Origin of the sequence: Paracoccus sp. Arc7-R13, from assembly GCF_004010775.1 — a bacterium.
Taxonomy (GTDB): Bacteria; Pseudomonadota; Alphaproteobacteria; order Rhodobacterales; family Rhodobacteraceae; genus Paracoccus; species Paracoccus marcusii.
This window is the reverse complement of sequence record NZ_CP034810.1, coordinates 726,165-741,783: the sequence shown is the minus strand read 5'-3', so window position 1 is coordinate 741,783 and position 15,619 is coordinate 726,165. Positions and strand designations below refer to the sequence as shown.

Below are 15,619 nucleotides of genomic sequence, written 5' to 3'. Positions count from 1 at the left end.
GCATCATCGGACCACAGCTCTGGGAGGAGAGACCATGAAGATCGGATGCCCCACCGAAATCAAGCCGCAGGAATTCCGCGTCGGCCTGACCCCCGCCGCCGCCGCCGAGGCCGCGCTGCGCGGCCATGACGTGCTGGTCCAGTCCGGCGCGGGCCTGGGCGCGGGGTTCGCGGACCAGGACTACGTCGATGCCGGCGCCACGATCGCCCCCGACGCGGCAACGGTGTTCGCCGATGCCGAACTGATCATCAAGGTCAAGGAGCCGCAGGCCGCCGAACGCAAGATGCTGGCCCGTGGCCAGATCCTGTTCACCTATCTCCACCTGGCGCCCGATCCGGACCAGACCCGCGACCTGCTGGACAGCGGCGTGACCGCCATCGCCTACGAGACGGTGACCGACGCGCGCGGCGGCCTGCCCCTGCTGGCCCCGATGTCCGAGGTCGCCGGTCGCCTGGCCCCGCAGGTCGGCGCATGGGCGCTGCAAAAGGCCAATGGCGGCCGCGGCATGCTGATGGGCGGCGTGCCCGGCGTGCGGCCTGCGAATGTCGTGGTGATCGGCGGCGGCGTGGTGGGCACCGCGGCGGCGCGCGTGGCGGTCGGCATGGGGGCCAACGTGACGGTCATGGACCGGTCGGTGCCGCGCCTGTCCTATCTGGACGACATCTTCATGGGCCGCCTGACCACCCAGTTCGCCAGCGCCGCGGCCACGGCCGAGGCGATCCGCACGGCCGACATGGTGATCGGCGCGATCCTGATCCCCGGCGCCGCCGCGCCCAAGCTGATCAGCCGCGACCAGCTGTCGACCATGCCGCAGGGCGCGGTTCTGGTCGACGTGGCGATCGATCAGGGCGGTTGCTTCGAGACGTCGCGCGCCACCACGCACCAGGACCCCATCTATGACGTCGACGGAATCGTGCATTACTGCGTGGCGAACATGCCGGGCGCGGTGGCCCGCACCAGCACGCAGGCGCTTGGCAACGTGACCATGCCGCATCTGCTGGCCCTGGCCGACAAGGGCTGGCGCCGCGCGCTGACCGATGACGCGCATCTGCGCGCCGGGCTGTCGGTCCACGAGGGCCAGCTGACCTCGCCCCCGGTGGGCGAGGCCCTGGGCCTGGATGCCGTCACCCCGGCATCGGTGCTGGGGCTGTAGGCGTCAGGCGGGGCTGGCGCGGTCGGCCAGCAGGTCGCGGATCTGCGCCAGCAGCTCTTCCTGGGTGGGGCCGGCCGGGGGGGTCTCCTTGGCCTCCTCCTTGCGCATCGCGGCGCGCTGCAGGCGGTTCACGCCCTTGACCAGCAGGAACACCGCCCAGGCCACGATCAGGAAGTTCAACACCGCCATCGCGAAGGCGCCATAGGCAAAGATCGCCGCCCCGGAATCGCGGGCGGCGGCCAGACTGGCCCCGTCGGCCACGTTACCGGACAGAACGACGTACTTGTCGGTGAAATCGATCCCGCCGGTCATCAACCCCAGGATCGGGTTGATCAGGTCGACGACCAGCGAATTGACGATGCCCGTGAAGGCCGCGCCGATGATGATGCCCACGGCAAGGTCGATGACGTTGCCGCGGGCAATGAAAGTCTTGAATTCCTGAATCATGACACACTGTCCCCGTGCTGCGCGTCAATTCCGCGCCCGCCGATCCTGCGACCATTCCGGGCGAAAATCAATCGCGCGCGTGCAAGACCCCGTCACGGGGCCCTGTAGGGCGATGCGTCACTCGGCCGGGGCGGCCTCGGCCAGCTTGGTGTCGATGATTTCCTTCATGCTGTCCCAGGGCTGGTTCGACACCTTCTCTCCGCCGATGATGAAGGTCGGGGTGGCCTCGACCTCGTCGGCGGTGGCGTTCGTCTGGAACGTGGCGATCAGCTGTTCGACCTTGGCGGTGTCCTCCCAGCAGGCGGTCATCTGTTCCTCGGTCATCCCGGCCTTCAGGCCGATGCGGCGCAGGTTCGTCGCGATCTCGTCGCCCGAACCGCCGGCCAGCCACTGTTCCTGTTCGTCGAACAGCATCCCGGACACGGGGAAGAACTTGTCGTCGCCACCGCAGCGCGCCAGGATTCCGGCCCACAGGCCCGGCTGGTCGAAGTAGACGTCGCGCTGCACGAAGCGGACCTTGCCGGTGTCGATGTATTCCGCCTTGAGCTGCGGATAGACGTTGGCGTGGAAATTCGCGCAATGCCCGCAGGTGAAGCTGGCGTATTCGACGATCGTCAGGGGCGCGTCCTCGGCGCCCTGGGCGATGTCGGGCAGGGTTTCGGGGGTCGCGGCGGCGTCCTGCGCAAAGGCGGGGGCGGCCAGGGTCATCGCGACGGCGGTTGCGGCAAATCGCAGAAACATGGAAAGTCCTTTCAGGTCGTGCATGTCATGTCAGGTCCGGCGGCTGGCGACGTTCATCGCCAGTTGCGCCATGGCCTGGGCAAGGGTCGGATCGGAAAACTGCTGCCCCACCCCCCGGGCCTGCGCCACGATCGCGGGATCGGGCGCGCGGTCCGGGCGGGGCGCATGGGAAAAGGCCGCCTGCCCTTCGGCAAAGCCGGTTGCGGCGGTCTGCGTCAGGGTGATGCGGCTGACGGCGTTATAGCCGTAGCAGGCGTTGACGCGGTCGCGCAGCCGGGGCAGCTGCATCTCGACCATGGGCGCCATGGGGCCGGTGGTCAGCAGCGTCAGTGTGGCGCCAAAGCCCGTGCGGGCGTGGCTGATGCGGACCGGACGGGTGACGGGGGCCAGCTGCGGGCCCGCGATCTCGGCCCAGTTGGTCAGCAGGCGGGTGACCGCGAATCCGCGCCCCTCGGCCGCCTTCTGGACGCGGTCGGCCAGCAGGGTGGCTGCCGCCTGAAAGCCGCGGCTGCGACGACGGATCCGGGTCTTTGGGGCGTCGGACGGGTGGGCCATGGGCGCCTTTGCTGCTATCACCCGGCCATTCTTAGCCAGCCATCCCCCCGGATGAAAGCGCGCCCTTTTGCAAAGGCCCACATAATTGCGTGAAAGCAAGGTGATCGCCCCCGACCTGCTGGATTGGTACGACCGCCATGCCCGCAGCCTGCCCTGGCGGGTGCCCCCCGGCGGCGGCCCTGCCGACCCCTATCGCGTCTGGCTGTCCGAGGTGATGCTGCAGCAGACCACCGTCGCGGCGGTCAAGGCGTATTTCCTGCGGTTCACCGCGCTGTGGCCGACGGTCCAGGACCTTGCGGCGGCCGATGACGCGCAGGTGATGGCCGAATGGGCGGGGTTGGGATACTACGCCCGCGCCCGAAACCTGCTGGCCTGCGCCCGTGCGGTGGCGGCGCGGGGCGGCTTTCCCGACATGCGCGACGGGTTGTCCGCGCTGCCGGGGATCGGGGCCTATACATCGGCCGCGATCGCCTCGATCGCCTTCGACCGGGTGGAAACCGTGGTGGACGGCAATGTCGAACGCGTGGTGTCGCGGCTGTTCGCGGTCCAGACACCCCTGCCCCGCGCGAAACCGGAACTGGTGGCGCTGGCCGACGGGCTGACACCGCAGTCCCGCCCGGGCGATTACGCGCAGGCGATGATGGACCTGGGCGCGACCATCTGCACGCCCCGCAGCCCCGCCTGCGTCATCTGCCCCGTCCAGGCCCAGTGCGACGCCCGCGCCCAGGGGATCGCGGCCGAACTGCCCCGCAAGACCCCCAAGGCCGCCAAGCCCACGCGTCAGGGCGTGGTCTGGCTGGCGCGCCAGGGCGATGCGCTTGTGCTGGAACACCGCCCGCCCAAGGGGCTGCTGGGCGGCACGCTGGCCTTTCCGTCGGCGCAGTGGGACGGGCGCGACATGCCCCCGCCTGGCCCCGCCGACTGGCGCGACCTGGGCGCCGTGCGCCATGTCTTCACGCATTTCACGCTGGATCTGACCGTGCTGCTGGGCGATCTGACCGGCAATCCCACGCGCGGGGAACTGGTCCCCCTGCGGCAGATCGACCGCGACGCCCTGCCGGGGCTGATGCGCAAGGCCTGGGATATGGCGCAGCCGCATCTTCAGGGGTAGCATCGCGGCATGAGCCATGCCCCCCTGCCCGCCGCGGCGCCCTTCTGGCTGTCCGTCGCCCTGATCCCCCTGGTCGCGCTGGCGGCCTGGGGGGGCGGGATGTGGTGGCTGATCGTGCCGGTCTATGCCTGGTACCTGACCACGGTACTGGACCGCGTGCTGGGCCTGAACGAGGCCAATCCCGACCCGGACATCGCCACCGACCAGCTGTTCTGGCATCGCGCCGTGACGCTGATCTGGTTTCCGCTGCAGGCGGCCACGATTCTGGCCTGCCTGTGGGTGGCCGGGCGCACGGACCACCTGTCGGGGTGGGAATCGCTTGGGCTGTTCTTTGCCATCGGTGTCATGTCGGGCAGCGTCGGCATCGTCTATGCGCATGAACTGCTGCACCAGAAGACGCCGGCTGAACGCTGGCTGGGGGACCTGCTGCTGGCGTCGGTCCTTTATTCGCATTTCCGCACCGAGCACCTGCTGGTGCATCACAGCTGGGTGTCGACCCCGCGCGACGCCGTCTCGGCCCGCTACAACGAAGGCTTTCACCGCTTCTTCGCCCGCGTCCTGATCGACGGCCCCCGCAGCGCGTGGCGGGCCGAGACGCGGTTCCTGGCCCGCGCTGGCCGCAGCCCTTGGGACCGCCGCAACCCCTTCTGGCGTTACGGCGTGCTGCAGGGGGCGATGCTGGGGCTGGCCATGGCCGTGGGGGGCTGGACCGGGCTGGGGCTGTTCCTGTTCCAGGCGCTGATCGCCGTCTGGCAGCTGGAGCTGACGAATTACGTCGAACATTACGGGTTGTCGCGCAAGCATCTGGGGGACGGCCGCTATGAACCCGTCCGCCCGCGCCACAGCTGGAACGCCAGCCACACCGCGACCAACTGGCTGCTGATCAACCTGCAGCGCCATTCCGACCATCACACAAAGCCCGACCGCCGCTTTCCGCTGCTGCAGACCTATGGCGCGAACGAGGCGCCGCAGCTGCCGATGGGCTATCCGGCGATGACGCTGCTGGCGATGGTCCCGCCGCTGTGGCGGCGGCGCATGAACCCCCGCGTGCGCGCCTGGCGGCGCCAGTTCTATCCAGAGATCACCGACTGGACCGACTATAACCGCGGCACCCTGCCCCTGCCCCGCAACGCGCTGTAGCGCGCCTGCCGCAGGGGCCGGCAAATATCGCTAAAAGGCTGCGCAGCTTATCCCGGGCACAACCTTGCATTGTGTGCACAAAATGGAAAAATGTCCCAAGGCGTAATAGGGACCGACCGGAATGAACGACGATTCGATGCTGATGCACAGCGATGCGCAGCCCTATCACTTCGCCGCGGGCGACAGTCTGGGTTATCTTCTGTACCGCAGCGTGGCCCGTCCCGGCATGCAACGCGACGACCTGGAACGCATCCTGCATCATGCGCGCGACCGCAACCGGGCGGCGGGGCTGACCGGATGCCTGCACCATGAGGACGGGCTGTTCTTCCAATGGGTCGAGGGGCCGCGCATTCGCCTGTTCCGGCTGATCGACGTGCTGCGCGAGGATGACCGCCACCTGAACTTCACGGTGCTGGACCAGGGACCGCTGCAACAGCGCCTGTTCAGTGACTGGGAGATGCGGTTTTCCGACCGCGAGGCCGCATCGCTGCTGGAATGGCTGGCCGAACGGCGCGACCGTGCCGGGTCCGATCAGGACGACGCCGAAAGCATCGCGGCCTTCATGCGGTCGATGAAGGGCTGACGGACGAAAAACCCCCGCCATGCGGACATGGCGGGGCAAGGTGGTTCCGGCCGTGCGCGATGCGCACGGGGGAACTGGCGAAGGGTGAAACTCAGTTGGGCCGGGGGGCGTCGCCTTCCATCTCGGCGCGGATCTGCTGGCGCAGGATGTCCAGGGGGATCATCTTGCCCTCGCGCCGGAAATGCCAATAGGTCCAGCCGTTGCAGCTGGGCGCGCCTTCCAGCGCGGCGCCGACCTGATGGATCGACCCCTTGACGTCGTTCCCGATCAGCGACCCGTCGGCACGGACCTTGGCCTTGTGACGGTTGCCGATCGAGAACAACTCCTCTCCGGGGCGCAGCATGCCGCGTTCGATGACCTGCCCGAAGGGGATGCGCACCTCGGCGCGCTTGGCGCGGGTGGTGGCGATGGCGTCGGCGTCCAGCCGGCGGACGCGCGACAGGCGGCGGCCCGCGACCTCGCGATAGGTCTCCTCGCGCTCGATCCCGATATAGTCGCGGCCCAGCATCTTGGCGACCGCACCGGTGGTGCCGGTGCCGAAGAACGGGTCCAGCACCACGTCGCCGGGATTAGTCGTGCCCAGGATCACCCGGTGCAGCAGCGATTCCGGCTTTTGCGTCGGATGGGCCTTGTCGCCGGCCGCGTCCTTCAGCCGCTCGCCGCCGTTGCAGATCGGCAGCACCCAGTCGCTGCGCATCTGGACGCCCTCGTTCAGCGACTTCAGCGCCTCGTAGTTGAACGTGTATTTCGAGCTTTCCGACTTTGCCGCCCAGATCAGCGTCTCATGCGCGTTGGTCAGGCGCTTGCCGCGAAAGTTCGGCATCGGGTTCGACTTGCGCCAGATCACGTCGTTCATGATCCAGAACTGCTGGTTCTGCAGTTCGGCGCCGACGCGGAAGATGTTGTGATAGCTGCCGATCACCCAGATCGCGCCGTTCGGCTTCAGCAGGCGGCGGGCTGCGGCCAGCCAGTCGCGGGTGAAGGCGTCATAGGTGGCAAAGCTGGAAAACTGGTCCCAATGATCGTCCACCGCATCGACCAGGCTGTTGTCGGGGCGATGCAAGTCGCCCTTCAGCTGCAAATTATAGGGCGGATCGGCAAAGATCAGGTCCACGCTGCCCGCGGGCAGGCTGTTCATGATCTCGATGCAATCCCCGCCCAGAATCTGGTTCAGCGGTAATGGCCGCGCGGAATCCGCGCGCTGGTCCTTGGTTTTCGTCATGCTCTGCCTTCGGGAAATGCCGGCTTTTGCCGGTCTGGTATGTCCCCAAAGATGATTCAGATGCGAATCGCCGTCAATTTCTTTTTCAAATCAGTCACTTACCAAAGGGGCTTTACACAAGATGTTGTGGACTGGCCTGAACGACCGCCTATGATGTGGGGTTATCCCCAGATCTAGCAGGGCGCGCTTGTGGCCTGGCGTGGGGTATCCGGCATTCACGTCCCAGCCATATCCGGGGTGCTGTTGCGCCAAATCCACCATGATGCGGTCGCGCAACACCTTGGCCACGATCGAGGCCGCGGCGATCGACAGGCAACGCGCATCGCCCTTGACCATCGCCTGCGCGGGCAGGGTCAGATCGCGGGGCAGCATGTTGCCATCGATCAGAACGTGGCAGGGCGGCTGGCGCAGCCCGGCCAGGGCGCGGCACATCGCGACATGGCTGGCGCGCAGGATGTTCAGGGCGTCGATTTCGACCGGATCGACATGGGCCACGGACCAGTCGCAATGCTCCATGATCCAAGCGGCCAGCGCGTCGCGCCGCGCGGCGGTCAGCTTCTTGCTGTCGTTCAGGCCGTCAGGGATGTTCTGCGGGTCCAATACCACGGCCGCCGCGGTGACGGGGCCGGCCAGCGGCCCGCGCCCGGCCTCGTCCACGCCCGCCACGCGACGCGCGCCCCCGGCCATGGCCAGGGTCTCGACGTTGTAATCGGGGGTCATGCGGTGATCCGCACCGCGGGGATGGTCACTTCCTCTAGGTTCGTGCCGGTCCCCTCGCGGTCCACGACCAGGAAATCGGCCGGCTGGTCCAAGGGCGTCAGCACGCCGTGCCAGGTTCCCGCGTGCAGGTTCACGCCGGTATGCGCCGGGACCAGGAACGCCCGCAGGGCGCCGGGTCGGCCGTCGTCATCGGGCGCGACCACCGACAGCCACGGCCGGTCGCCAAGCGGCATGAACGCCTGCGACCCAAGCGGGTGACGTTCCAGCAGCGTGCAGTCATAGGGCAGGCTGACGGCCTGGCTACGAAAAAGGGAAATGATCGCCTCTCCGCCGCCGCGCTCGACGGTGGCCAGGGCATGGTGGCGTTCGCAGCGGCCCGCATTGATCATGCGGTCGGGCGTCGCGCGCGGGGTCAGCACCTCGCCGAAGGGGGCGAAGGCGGCGGCGGTCAGGGGTTCGATGCGGATCGTGCTCATGGCGGTGTTCTAGCGCGCCGCAGCCAGCCCGTCGAGGATCAGACGCATCAGGTCCGCCCGTGCGGCGGGGTCGCGCAGATGCGCGGCCTCGGCGCGCGCGGCACGCGACATGGCGCGGCAGGCGTCGGGATGGGCGCGGGCCCAGGCCAGCTTGTCCTCCAGGTCGGTCAGGTGGCGCGCGACGGGGATGAAATGCTCCCAAGGCCGGAAGCGCCCCGAATAGAACACCTGCCAGCCGTCATCCTCGGCCAGCAGCACGCCGTTCTGGTCCAGCCCCGAGATGAAGTTCGACCCGTGGTCATACCCCGACAGGCACAGCTGATAGCGATAGGCCCGAAAGTCGCGGCGCCCCATGCGCGGGCGGCAATAGGGCGCGATCAGCGGGTCGTCGGCGTGCTGGCGGAAACCGTGCGCCATGACGATGCCCACATCGAAATCGGGATGATCGTGGAACCGGCGGACAAAGGCCATTCGGTTCGTGCGGCACAGGCCCTGCCACGCGGCCTCGCGATCCGCGGGGGTGGCGGCCTGGGCCAGACGCTGCAGCCAGACATGGCTGGCGGGACCGGGCTTGACCCCATCGCGCATTTCCGACCCCGAGATCATGCCGCGCCACACCAGCCGGTCCTGCTTGTCCTCCCAGGGGATGTCGTCGTCGGGCGCGGCGGGATCGAACCCCGGCAGGCCGATCGCGTGCTGGTCCGGCAGGGGCCACAGGACCGCGTTCACCGCCCCCGCCCGGCGGTTGTGGCACAGGACCGGACGATCCAGGGGCGCGCCCTGGGGGCTGCCGAACCAGCGACTGTCCTCCATGTCGATCCAGACCGGATCGCGGCGGTCCAGCGCCAGGATGTCGTTGATCACCCCCTCGGCCCGGATCAGCTTGAAGGGACGCCCCTCGCGCACCAGGGCCAGGGGGCGGTGGCCGGGGGGCGTCAGAAGGGTGAACTGCCGCGGCGCACCCGCCGCGTCGGTCACCGCGCCGCTGCCCGACAGGGTGCCGTCCCAACGGCAGGCGAATCCCGACAGCCCCTGCGCGCCGCCTGCCCCATCGGGGTTCAGGCCCGCAAGACAGAAGCGCGCGACATCCTGCGCCCAGCCCGGCGGTGCCTTGGGCGTCGGCGGCGGGTCCACGACGGGGTCCGGGACGGGCCAGCGGTCGGGCCAGTGGTCGGGCAGCCCCCGGTCCAGCACCAGCATCGGCCGCAGCCGTGCAGCCAGGTCCGCGGGGGTGCTGTCGGTCAGGTCCATCGTGATCAGCCGCGTGTCGTCCGCGAACAGGGCGCGCGTCGCGTCCAGATGCGCCTGCATCCCTTCGGGCCAGCGATGGCGGGGCGGGATGGTCAGCAGGAACAGCGCGTCGGGCAGACGGTCGCGCAGAAAGGCGATGCAGCGCCAGGCCTGCAATGTCGGGCGCCAATGGGGCCTTTCGCGGTACAGCCCGGCGATCAGCCGCGCGTTGGGCCAGCCGCGCAGGGGCTGCGTCCCCTGCCCCATCGCATAGACGATGTCCGCAGCCAGGCGCCCGCCGTCATGGCAGACCGCGCGATGGCCGTTGGCCTGAAACATCCGCGCCAGCGCCGCATCGATGGGGCCGTCGGGGCCGACATGGATGACGACCGGGTGGCCCATCTCAGCCCAGGCTGCGGCGCGGCAGCAGGATCGTCAGCAGCCCCAGCACCGGCAGGACCGAACACAGCAGGAAGACCGACCGGATCCCCTGCGCATCCGCCAACACCCCAAGCGCCGCGGCCGAGATCCCGCCCATCCCGAACGAGAAGCCGAAGAACAGCCCCGCGATCATGCCGGTGCGGCCCGGCACCAGCTCTTGCGCAAAGACCACGATGGCCGGAAAGGCCGATGCCAGCACCAGCCCGATCAGCACCGCCAGCACGCCCGTCGGCACCAGCCCCACATGTGGCAGCGCCAGCGTCAGCGGCAGCGCGCCCAGGATCGACACCCAGATGACCGTCAGCGGCCCGACCCTGTCGCCGATCACCCCGCCCAGCATGACGCCCGCCGCCATGCCGGCCAGGAACAGGAACAGCATGATCTGCGCGCCCTGGGTCGACAGGCCGAACTTGTCGATCGTGAAGAAGGTGAAATAGCTGCTCATCGAGGCGCTGTAGATGTTCTTGGTGAAGACCAGCACCGCCAGCACCGCGATGGCGCGGATCACCGTCGCGCGCGGCAGGCGCAGGGTACGGTCGGGGGTGGCGGTGCTGGCGCGGCGCCGATCCTCGGCCCAGCTGCCGACCTGCCACAGGATCGCGGCACCCAGGGCGGCCGCGACCGCGAACCAGGCCACGGCCGGACGGCCCAGCGGCACCACGATGAACGCGGCCAGCAGCGGCCCCAGCGCCTGCCCGCCATTGCCGCCCAGCTGGAACAGCGACTGCGCGGTGCCGAACCGCCCCCCCGACGCGATCCGCGCCACGCGCGAGCTTTCGGGATGGAACACGGCCGATCCGATGCCGATCAGCATCGCCCCCGACAAAAGCCAGGCATAACCCTCGGCCATGCCCAGCATCAGCACGCCGCACAGCGTCGAGGCCATGCCGAAGGGCAGCGACCGCGGCTGCGGGTGGCGGTCGGTGGCCATCCCGATCAGCGGCTGCAGCAGCGACGCGGTGACCTGGAAGGCCAAAGTCATCACGCCGATCTGGGCATAGGACAGGTCGAATTCGACCTGCAGCAGCGGATAGATGGCCGCCAGCATCGACTGCATCACGTCGTTGATCATGTGGCAAAGGCTGATCGCCATCAGCACGCCCCAGGATGTCAGCGTCGCGGGTCCGGGTGTCACCGAGGGATGGGTGGTCGAGCGCATCGAAAATCCGCCATCATGCTTGCACGATCTGCATTTATCAGACATCCTGCGAAATGAAAGCGTCGCGCGCCCGTCCGCCCGGGGTTTTTCCCCGGCCCGCGGCCAGCCGGGATGTCGCATGGCGAATTGGACAGCTTCCATTCTTGTGCGTATCATTTATCAAATCGGGACAGGTATATGTCACGAGTTCTTCAAAATGGCCAAGTTGTCCCAAGGTTCGTCCGTTACGATCCGCTCTTCCGGCGTCGACGCCGAACGGCGGCGACTCAACACATGGCAGGCGATCCGCGCGGATGTGCTGGGCCGGATCAGATCAGGCGAATGGCCGCCGGGCAGCCTGATCCCCACCGAACAGATGCTGTCGATCGAGATGGGCTGCGCGCGCGCCACGGTGAACCGTGCCCTGCGTGAGCTGGCCGCCAGCGGCATCATCCAGCGCCGCCGCAAGGTGGGTACCCGCGTGACCGCCACCACGTCCCGCCGCACGACCCTGTCGCTGCCGGTCCTGCGCGACGAGATCGAATCGCTTGGCGCGCGCTATGCCTATCAGATGACCGAATGCCTGCCCTGCAATCCCAGCCCCGCTGCGATGCAGGCGCTGCAGGTCGATGCCGACGACATGATGCTGCTGGTCAAGTCGCGCTATCTGGCCGACGACCGCCCGCATTGCTGCGAGGCGATCTGGCTGAACCCCCGCGCGCTGGCCCTGCCTGATTTCCATCTGTTCGCGCATGAGCCGCCGCAGGAATGGCTGGCCCGCAGCCTGCCCGTCACGCAAAGTCGCTTTTCGATCCTGGCCGAAGGGGCCAGCGGATCCTGTGCGGTGAACCTGACCATCGATCCGGGCACGCCGGTGATGACGATCGAGCGGGTCAACACGCTGGATTCGCTGCCTGTGTCGTTTGCCCGCCAGTTCTATCCGCCGATGCACCGCCTGGTGCTGGACGACTAAAGACCCAACAGGTCCGCGAAATGCGCGACAAGGCGGTGCTTGAGCACCTTGCCCGTCGCCGCCGCGGGCAGCGCGCCCGTCACGATGATCCGCGTGGGCCGCTTGTAGGCCGACAGCCGCGCCGCCGCATGGGCCGCCAGCGCATCGGCCGTCACCGCATCCGGCGAAATCAGCTGACAGAAGGCCAGGATATCCTCGTCGCCCCCCTCGCGCGCGCGGCCGATCACGGCGGTCTGCAGGACGGCCGGATGATCGTTCAGCGCGGCCTCGACCTCGGGGGGATAGACGTTGAAGCCGCCGCGGATGATCAGCTCCTTGCAACGGCCCACGATGTGCAGCCGCCCCTGCGCGTCGATCCGGCCCAGATCGCCGGTGCGCATCCAGCCGTCCCGCAATACCTGCGCCGTCCCCTCCGCATTGCGAAAATAGCCGCGCATGATGTGCGGACCGCGCGTCAGCACCTCTCCCGTGCCGGGTTCGCGGCCGATCGTCTCGTCCAGCGCGATCTGGACCCCCGGCAGCGGGTGGCCCGCCGACGGGTCCGGGTCGCCGATGGCGCTGTTCGTGACGGTCACCCCCGCCGTGGTCTCGGTCATGCCGTAACCGTTCTGCAGCGCGATGCCATAGAACGCCTCGGCCCGCCGCTTCCAGTCGGGGTCCAGGGGCGCCGCGCCGCTGCTGACATAGCGCAGCGGGCGGGCCAGACGCTCCAGCCCCTGGGCGCGCGCCTCGGCCATGATGGCCGCGTGCATCTGCGGAACGGCGGGCAGGACGGTCACGTCCGATTGCAGCGCGGCCAGCGTCTGCGCGGCGGAAAAGCGCGGCTCCAGCCGGATATGCGCGCCCGTGGCCAGCCCCGCGGCCAGCATCGAGGTCAGCCCGAAGACATGCGTCAGCGGCAGAACGCCCCAGATGACGTCATCCGCCTGCATCCCCCGCAACCGGGCCGAGCTTTCCCCGCCAAAGATCAGGTTCCCGTGGGTCAGCATCACCCCCTTGGGCGTGCCCGTCGTGCCGGTGGTGTAGAGGATCACCGCCGTCATCGCGTTTTGCGGCTCGACCTGCTCCGGCACGGCGTCGAACGGCCCCGCGACATGCAGTGCCGCCCCGGCCAGCGTGACGGCGCGTGCATCGCCAGCATGGACACGCGCGGGTTCGCTGACATCGGACAGGAACAGGGTCAGGCGCGGTTCGGTATGGGCCGCGATCTTGGCCAGCTCCGGCTCGGTCATGCGCGCGTTCACGGGCACCAGCACCGCGTCCATGCGGCTGGCGGCCAGCAGCAGGACCGGCACCGGGGCCGCATTCTCGGCCACCACCAGCAGCCGGTCGCCGGGGCGCAGGCCCATCGCCGCCAGATCCGCCTGCGTCCGCCGGACCAGATCGTCCAGCGCGGCATAGGTCAGGGTGCGTCCTGTCCCGTCGGTCAGGGCCGGACGGTCGGGATGGGCCGCGCGGGCGGCGTCGAACAGCTGGTGGATACGGGTCATGAATCCTCGCGAAGGCGGCGGAAATCGGGGGGGCGCTTGGCCAGGAAGGCGGTGATGCCCTCGGCCGCCTCGCGCGAGGCCAAGGCCGTGGCCATCGCATCGCGTTCGGCGGTCAGCTGCGCCTCCAGCAGGGTGGCGCGGGCGCCGGTCAGCAGATGCTTGATCGCGGCCTGCGCCTCGGCGGGCCCTGCGGCCAGGCGGTCGGCCAGGGCCATGGCGGCCATGATGGCCTCTCCGGGCTCGGTCAGTTCCTGGATGACGCCCAGGGCGTGCAGGCGTTCGGCGCCCACGGGCTGACCGGTCAGAGCCATGGCCGCGGCCATCTGCGGCGGCAGGCAGGCGGTCAGCGCCGCGGTCAGCCCGCCATCGGGCACCAGCCCGGCATTCACATAGGCCGCCGTATAGCGCGCATCGCGGGCTGACACGATCATGTCGCAGGCCAAAGCCAGTGACAGGCCCGCGCCGGCGGCGCCCCCCTCGACCACGGCGATGACCGGGCGGGGGCAGGCCACGACCGCGCGCATCAGGTCATTCAGCGCGTCGATGCGGGCGCGGCGCTGATCCTCGGACATCTCCTGCGCCTTGATCAGCATGGTCAGATCGCCGCCCGCGCAGAAGAAATCGCCTTCGCCCATGATCAGCACGGCGCCGATGCGGGGGTTGTCGGTCGCCAGCTCCAGCGCGCGGTGCAGGCCCTTGTAGAAATCGCGCGTCAGTGCGTTGCGGCGGGCGGCGTTGCGGTTCTCGACCACCAGGCGGTCGCCCAGGTCGCTGATTTCGCAATGCGGATTGGTGAGGTCGGTCATGGGGCGGCCCTTGTCCTGCGGAAGACGCCGGTCGCGGTGGCGATCAGCGTGCCGTCCTCATGCCGCAAGGCGCCCTCGATGAACAGGGTGGCGCGCCCGCCGCCCGTCACGCGGCCCGTGGCGGTCACGCGCCCCGGATGGCCCGGGGCCAGATAATTCACCGTCAGCGACAGCGTGGTGAAGGGATGGCGGCCCGTGGCATCGACCGTCAGGCTGCCCGTGGCCCCCATCGCGCTGTCCAGAAGGGTCGCGGCCAGCCCGCCATGCAGGATGCCCTGACGGTTCAGATGGCGGTCGTCCAGATCCAGCCAGCAGACCGCCCCCGCCCGGCAGCCCACGTCCAGGACATAGCCGATCAGGGACTGGGTGCCGGTTTCGCCGTGGATCAGGGTCATGCGAAGGCGGGCTCGCCGCGCGCGAAGCGCTCCAGGTGGAAATCCGCGTCGCCCATGGCTGTGTCGGCGGCCAGCAGGCGGCGGATCATGCCGCCAAGCGCGTATTCCTCGGTCATGCCAATGCCGCCATGCAGCTGCACCGATTCTTCGGCCACCAGCCGCGCGACCCGGCCCAGGGTGACCTTGCAGGCCTGCAGGTGCCGGGCGCGCAGCGGCGCCTCGGCATCCAGATGGCCCGCGAAATTGGTGACGGCGGACCGCGCCTGTTCGACCTCGACGGACAGGTCGGCGGCGCGATGCGCTAAGGCCTGGAACGCGATCAGCGGCTGGCCGAACTGCTTGCGGGTGCGCAGATAGTCCAGCGTCAGATCGACCGCCGCGCTCAGCGTGCCCAAGGCATAGGCCGCATGGGCCAGGACGCCGCGCGCCAGCACCACGTCGAAATCGGCCAAGGCCCCAAGCCGCGTGGCGGGGGTGGCGTCAAAGATCAGGTCGGCGCCGCGCTGATCGTCCATCAGCGGATAGGGGCGGACGGTCAGACCCGTCGCGTCGGGCGCGACCAGCCACAGCGCATCGGCGGTGGTGACGATGATCGCGGCGGCCCCTTCGGCCCCCGCCACCATGGTCTTGCGCCCGGTCAGGCGGTCGCCATCGACGCTGATCGCCACGCCCCGGTCGTAACGCGTGCCGGGTTCGGCATCGGCGAAGGCGATGGTCGCATCATCGTCAGCAGGCTGGCCCGCCTGCGCCAGGGCCGCCGCCCCGATCATCGTGCCGATCAGCGGCAGGGACGCGCCCGCCCGGCCCAGGGCCTCGAAGATCAGCGCCACGGCGGCGCCCGATCCGTCGAAACCGCCCTCGGCCTCGGTCAGCAGGGCCTGGGGGACGCCGGCCTCCTGCAGGGCGGGCATCAGCGCCTCGCCGGAATGGCGGGCCAGGATGCCGCGCAGGCTGTCCTGCAGCATGCGGTGGTCGTCGGAAAGCTGAAAGTCCATGGG

17 protein-coding genes are annotated in these 15,619 nt (G+C 69.1%); 5 read left to right on the top strand and 12 right to left on the bottom strand.

Annotated features, from left to right (window positions below; translation table 11 throughout):
• Positions 1-34: 34 nt before the first annotated feature.
• The gene (gene ald / locus EOJ32_RS03670; RefSeq protein WP_127897740.1) at positions 35-1,153 is read left to right on the top strand and encodes an alanine dehydrogenase; all 1,119 of its coding nucleotides are present in this window, start codon (positions 35-37) and stop codon (positions 1,151-1,153) included.
• A 3-nt stretch (positions 1,154-1,156) separates the two neighbouring features.
• Here ald and mscL read toward each other — a convergent pair whose 3' ends face one another.
• From mscL to EOJ32_RS03655, 3 genes are all read right to left on the bottom strand, one after another.
• Positions 1,157-1,600 carry a large conductance mechanosensitive channel protein MscL gene (gene mscL, locus EOJ32_RS03665; RefSeq protein ID WP_045980951.1) on the bottom strand — a complete coding sequence of 148 codons (444 nt, stop codon included), beginning with the start codon at positions 1,598-1,600 and terminating at the stop codon, positions 1,157-1,159.
• A 117-nt stretch (positions 1,601-1,717) separates the two neighbouring features.
• Positions 1,718-2,341, bottom strand: coding sequence for a DsbA family protein (locus tag EOJ32_RS03660; RefSeq protein ID WP_127897739.1), 624 nt, complete (start codon positions 2,339-2,341; stop codon positions 1,718-1,720).
• 30 nt (positions 2,342-2,371) lie between these two features.
• Positions 2,372-2,896 (bottom strand): DUF721 domain-containing protein, encoded by a 525-nt coding sequence (locus tag EOJ32_RS03655; protein WP_045980953.1) that lies wholly within the window; start codon positions 2,894-2,896, stop codon positions 2,372-2,374.
• Positions 2,897-2,981: 85 nt separating this feature from the next.
• On the opposite strand from EOJ32_RS03655, the gene EOJ32_RS03650 reads away from it, so the two are divergent.
• The 3 genes from EOJ32_RS03650 (at position 2,982) to EOJ32_RS03640 (ending at position 5,730) form a co-directional block, all read left to right on the top strand.
• A complete protein-coding gene (locus EOJ32_RS03650; RefSeq protein WP_240542484.1) occupies positions 2,982-4,007 on the top strand; it encodes an A/G-specific adenine glycosylase in 1,026 nt (341 codons plus the stop codon).
• Positions 4,008-4,016: 9 nt separating this feature from the next.
• A complete protein-coding gene (locus EOJ32_RS03645) occupies positions 4,017-5,147 on the top strand; it encodes an alkane 1-monooxygenase (protein ID WP_127897738.1) in 1,131 nt (376 codons plus the stop codon).
• A 121-nt stretch (positions 5,148-5,268) separates the two neighbouring features.
• On the top strand, positions 5,269-5,730 hold the full coding sequence (locus tag EOJ32_RS03640; protein WP_127897737.1) for a BLUF domain-containing protein: 462 nt from the start codon (positions 5,269-5,271) through the stop codon (positions 5,728-5,730).
• 91 nt (positions 5,731-5,821) lie between these two features.
• On the opposite strand, the gene EOJ32_RS03635 is transcribed toward EOJ32_RS03640, so the two are convergent.
• The 5 genes from EOJ32_RS03635 to EOJ32_RS03615 all read right to left on the bottom strand — a co-directional run bounded on the left by EOJ32_RS03635 (position 5,822) and on the right by EOJ32_RS03615 (position 10,978).
• Positions 5,822-6,952: a site-specific DNA-methyltransferase gene (locus EOJ32_RS03635; RefSeq protein ID WP_127897736.1), complete on the bottom strand. Its 1,131-nt coding sequence runs from the start codon at positions 6,950-6,952 to the stop codon at positions 5,822-5,824.
• Positions 6,953-7,042: 90 nt separating this feature from the next.
• The gene (locus EOJ32_RS03630; RefSeq protein ID WP_127897735.1) at positions 7,043-7,672 is read right to left on the bottom strand and encodes a ribonuclease HII; all 630 of its coding nucleotides are present in this window, start codon (positions 7,670-7,672) and stop codon (positions 7,043-7,045) included.
• Entirely contained in the window at positions 7,669-8,148 is a 480-nt protein-coding gene (locus tag EOJ32_RS03625) for an ureidoglycolate lyase (protein ID WP_127897734.1), read from the bottom strand. The genes EOJ32_RS03630 and EOJ32_RS03625 overlap by 4 nt, the downstream gene beginning before the upstream one ends.
• Before the next feature lie 9 nt (positions 8,149-8,157).
• A complete protein-coding gene (locus EOJ32_RS03620; RefSeq protein ID WP_127897733.1) occupies positions 8,158-9,780 on the bottom strand; it encodes a glycosyl transferase family 90 in 1,623 nt (540 codons plus the stop codon).
• A gap of 1 nt (position 9,781) precedes the next feature.
• The gene (locus EOJ32_RS03615) at positions 9,782-10,978 is read right to left on the bottom strand and encodes an MFS transporter (RefSeq protein WP_127897732.1); all 1,197 of its coding nucleotides are present in this window, start codon (positions 10,976-10,978) and stop codon (positions 9,782-9,784) included.
• A gap of 196 nt (positions 10,979-11,174) precedes the next feature.
• Here EOJ32_RS03615 and EOJ32_RS03610 point away from each other — a divergent pair, with 196 nt between their 5' ends.
• On the top strand, positions 11,175-11,930 hold the full coding sequence (locus tag EOJ32_RS03610) for a GntR family transcriptional regulator (RefSeq protein WP_164871389.1): 756 nt from the start codon (positions 11,175-11,177) through the stop codon (positions 11,928-11,930).
• Here the strand turns inward: EOJ32_RS03610 and EOJ32_RS03605 are convergent.
• The 4 genes from EOJ32_RS03605 to EOJ32_RS03590 are packed head-to-tail and all read right to left on the bottom strand — an operon-like array spanning position 11,927 to position 15,616.
• Positions 11,927-13,420 (bottom strand): class I adenylate-forming enzyme family protein, encoded by a 1,494-nt coding sequence (locus tag EOJ32_RS03605; RefSeq protein ID WP_127897730.1) that lies wholly within the window; start codon positions 13,418-13,420, stop codon positions 11,927-11,929. The genes EOJ32_RS03610 and EOJ32_RS03605 overlap by 4 nt on opposite strands.
• Positions 13,417-14,226: an oxepin-CoA hydrolase, alternative type gene (locus EOJ32_RS03600; protein ID WP_127897729.1), complete on the bottom strand. Its 810-nt coding sequence runs from the start codon at positions 14,224-14,226 to the stop codon at positions 13,417-13,419. The genes EOJ32_RS03605 and EOJ32_RS03600 overlap by 4 nt, the downstream gene beginning before the upstream one ends.
• Positions 14,223-14,621: a PaaI family thioesterase gene (locus EOJ32_RS03595; RefSeq protein ID WP_127897728.1), complete on the bottom strand. Its 399-nt coding sequence runs from the start codon at positions 14,619-14,621 to the stop codon at positions 14,223-14,225. Before EOJ32_RS03595 ends, EOJ32_RS03600 begins: the two co-directional genes overlap by 4 nt.
• Entirely contained in the window at positions 14,618-15,616 is a 999-nt protein-coding gene (locus EOJ32_RS03590; protein WP_127897727.1) for an acyl-CoA dehydrogenase family protein, read from the bottom strand. The genes EOJ32_RS03595 and EOJ32_RS03590 overlap by 4 nt, the downstream gene beginning before the upstream one ends.
• Positions 15,617-15,619 lie beyond the last annotated feature (3 nt).

Coding starts and splice junctions, on each gene's coding strand:
- ald (WP_127897740.1), top strand. CDS start 35: ATGAAGATCGGATGCCCCACCGAAATCAAGCCGCAGGAATTCCGCGTC.
- mscL (WP_045980951.1), bottom strand. CDS start 1,600: ATGATTCAGGAATTCAAGACTTTCATTGCCCGCGGCAACGTCATCGAC.
- EOJ32_RS03660 (WP_127897739.1), bottom strand. CDS start 2,341: ATGTTTCTGCGATTTGCCGCAACCGCCGTCGCGATGACCCTGGCCGCC.
- EOJ32_RS03600 (WP_127897729.1), bottom strand. CDS start 14,226: ATGACCGACCTCACCAATCCGCATTGCGAAATCAGCGACCTGGGCGAC.
- EOJ32_RS03610 (WP_164871389.1), top strand. CDS start 11,175: ATGGCCAAGTTGTCCCAAGGTTCGTCCGTTACGATCCGCTCTTCCGGC.
- EOJ32_RS03590 (WP_127897727.1), bottom strand. CDS start 15,616: ATGGACTTTCAGCTTTCCGACGACCACCGCATGCTGCAGGACAGCCTG.
- EOJ32_RS03635 (WP_127897736.1), bottom strand. CDS start 6,952: ATGACGAAAACCAAGGACCAGCGCGCGGATTCCGCGCGGCCATTACCG.
- EOJ32_RS03655 (WP_045980953.1), bottom strand. CDS start 2,896: ATGGCCCACCCGTCCGACGCCCCAAAGACCCGGATCCGTCGTCGCAGC.
- EOJ32_RS03645 (WP_127897738.1), top strand. CDS start 4,017: ATGAGCCATGCCCCCCTGCCCGCCGCGGCGCCCTTCTGGCTGTCCGTC.
- EOJ32_RS03595 (WP_127897728.1), bottom strand. CDS start 14,621: ATGACCCTGATCCACGGCGAAACCGGCACCCAGTCCCTGATCGGCTAT.
- EOJ32_RS03640 (WP_127897737.1), top strand. CDS start 5,269: ATGAACGACGATTCGATGCTGATGCACAGCGATGCGCAGCCCTATCAC.
- EOJ32_RS03625 (WP_127897734.1), bottom strand. CDS start 8,148: ATGAGCACGATCCGCATCGAACCCCTGACCGCCGCCGCCTTCGCCCCC.
- EOJ32_RS03620 (WP_127897733.1), bottom strand. CDS start 9,780: ATGGGCCACCCGGTCGTCATCCATGTCGGCCCCGACGGCCCCATCGAT.
- EOJ32_RS03630 (WP_127897735.1), bottom strand. CDS start 7,672: ATGACCCCCGATTACAACGTCGAGACCCTGGCCATGGCCGGGGGCGCG.
- EOJ32_RS03615 (WP_127897732.1), bottom strand. CDS start 10,978: ATGCGCTCGACCACCCATCCCTCGGTGACACCCGGACCCGCGACGCTG.
- EOJ32_RS03605 (WP_127897730.1), bottom strand. CDS start 13,420: ATGACCCGTATCCACCAGCTGTTCGACGCCGCCCGCGCGGCCCATCCC.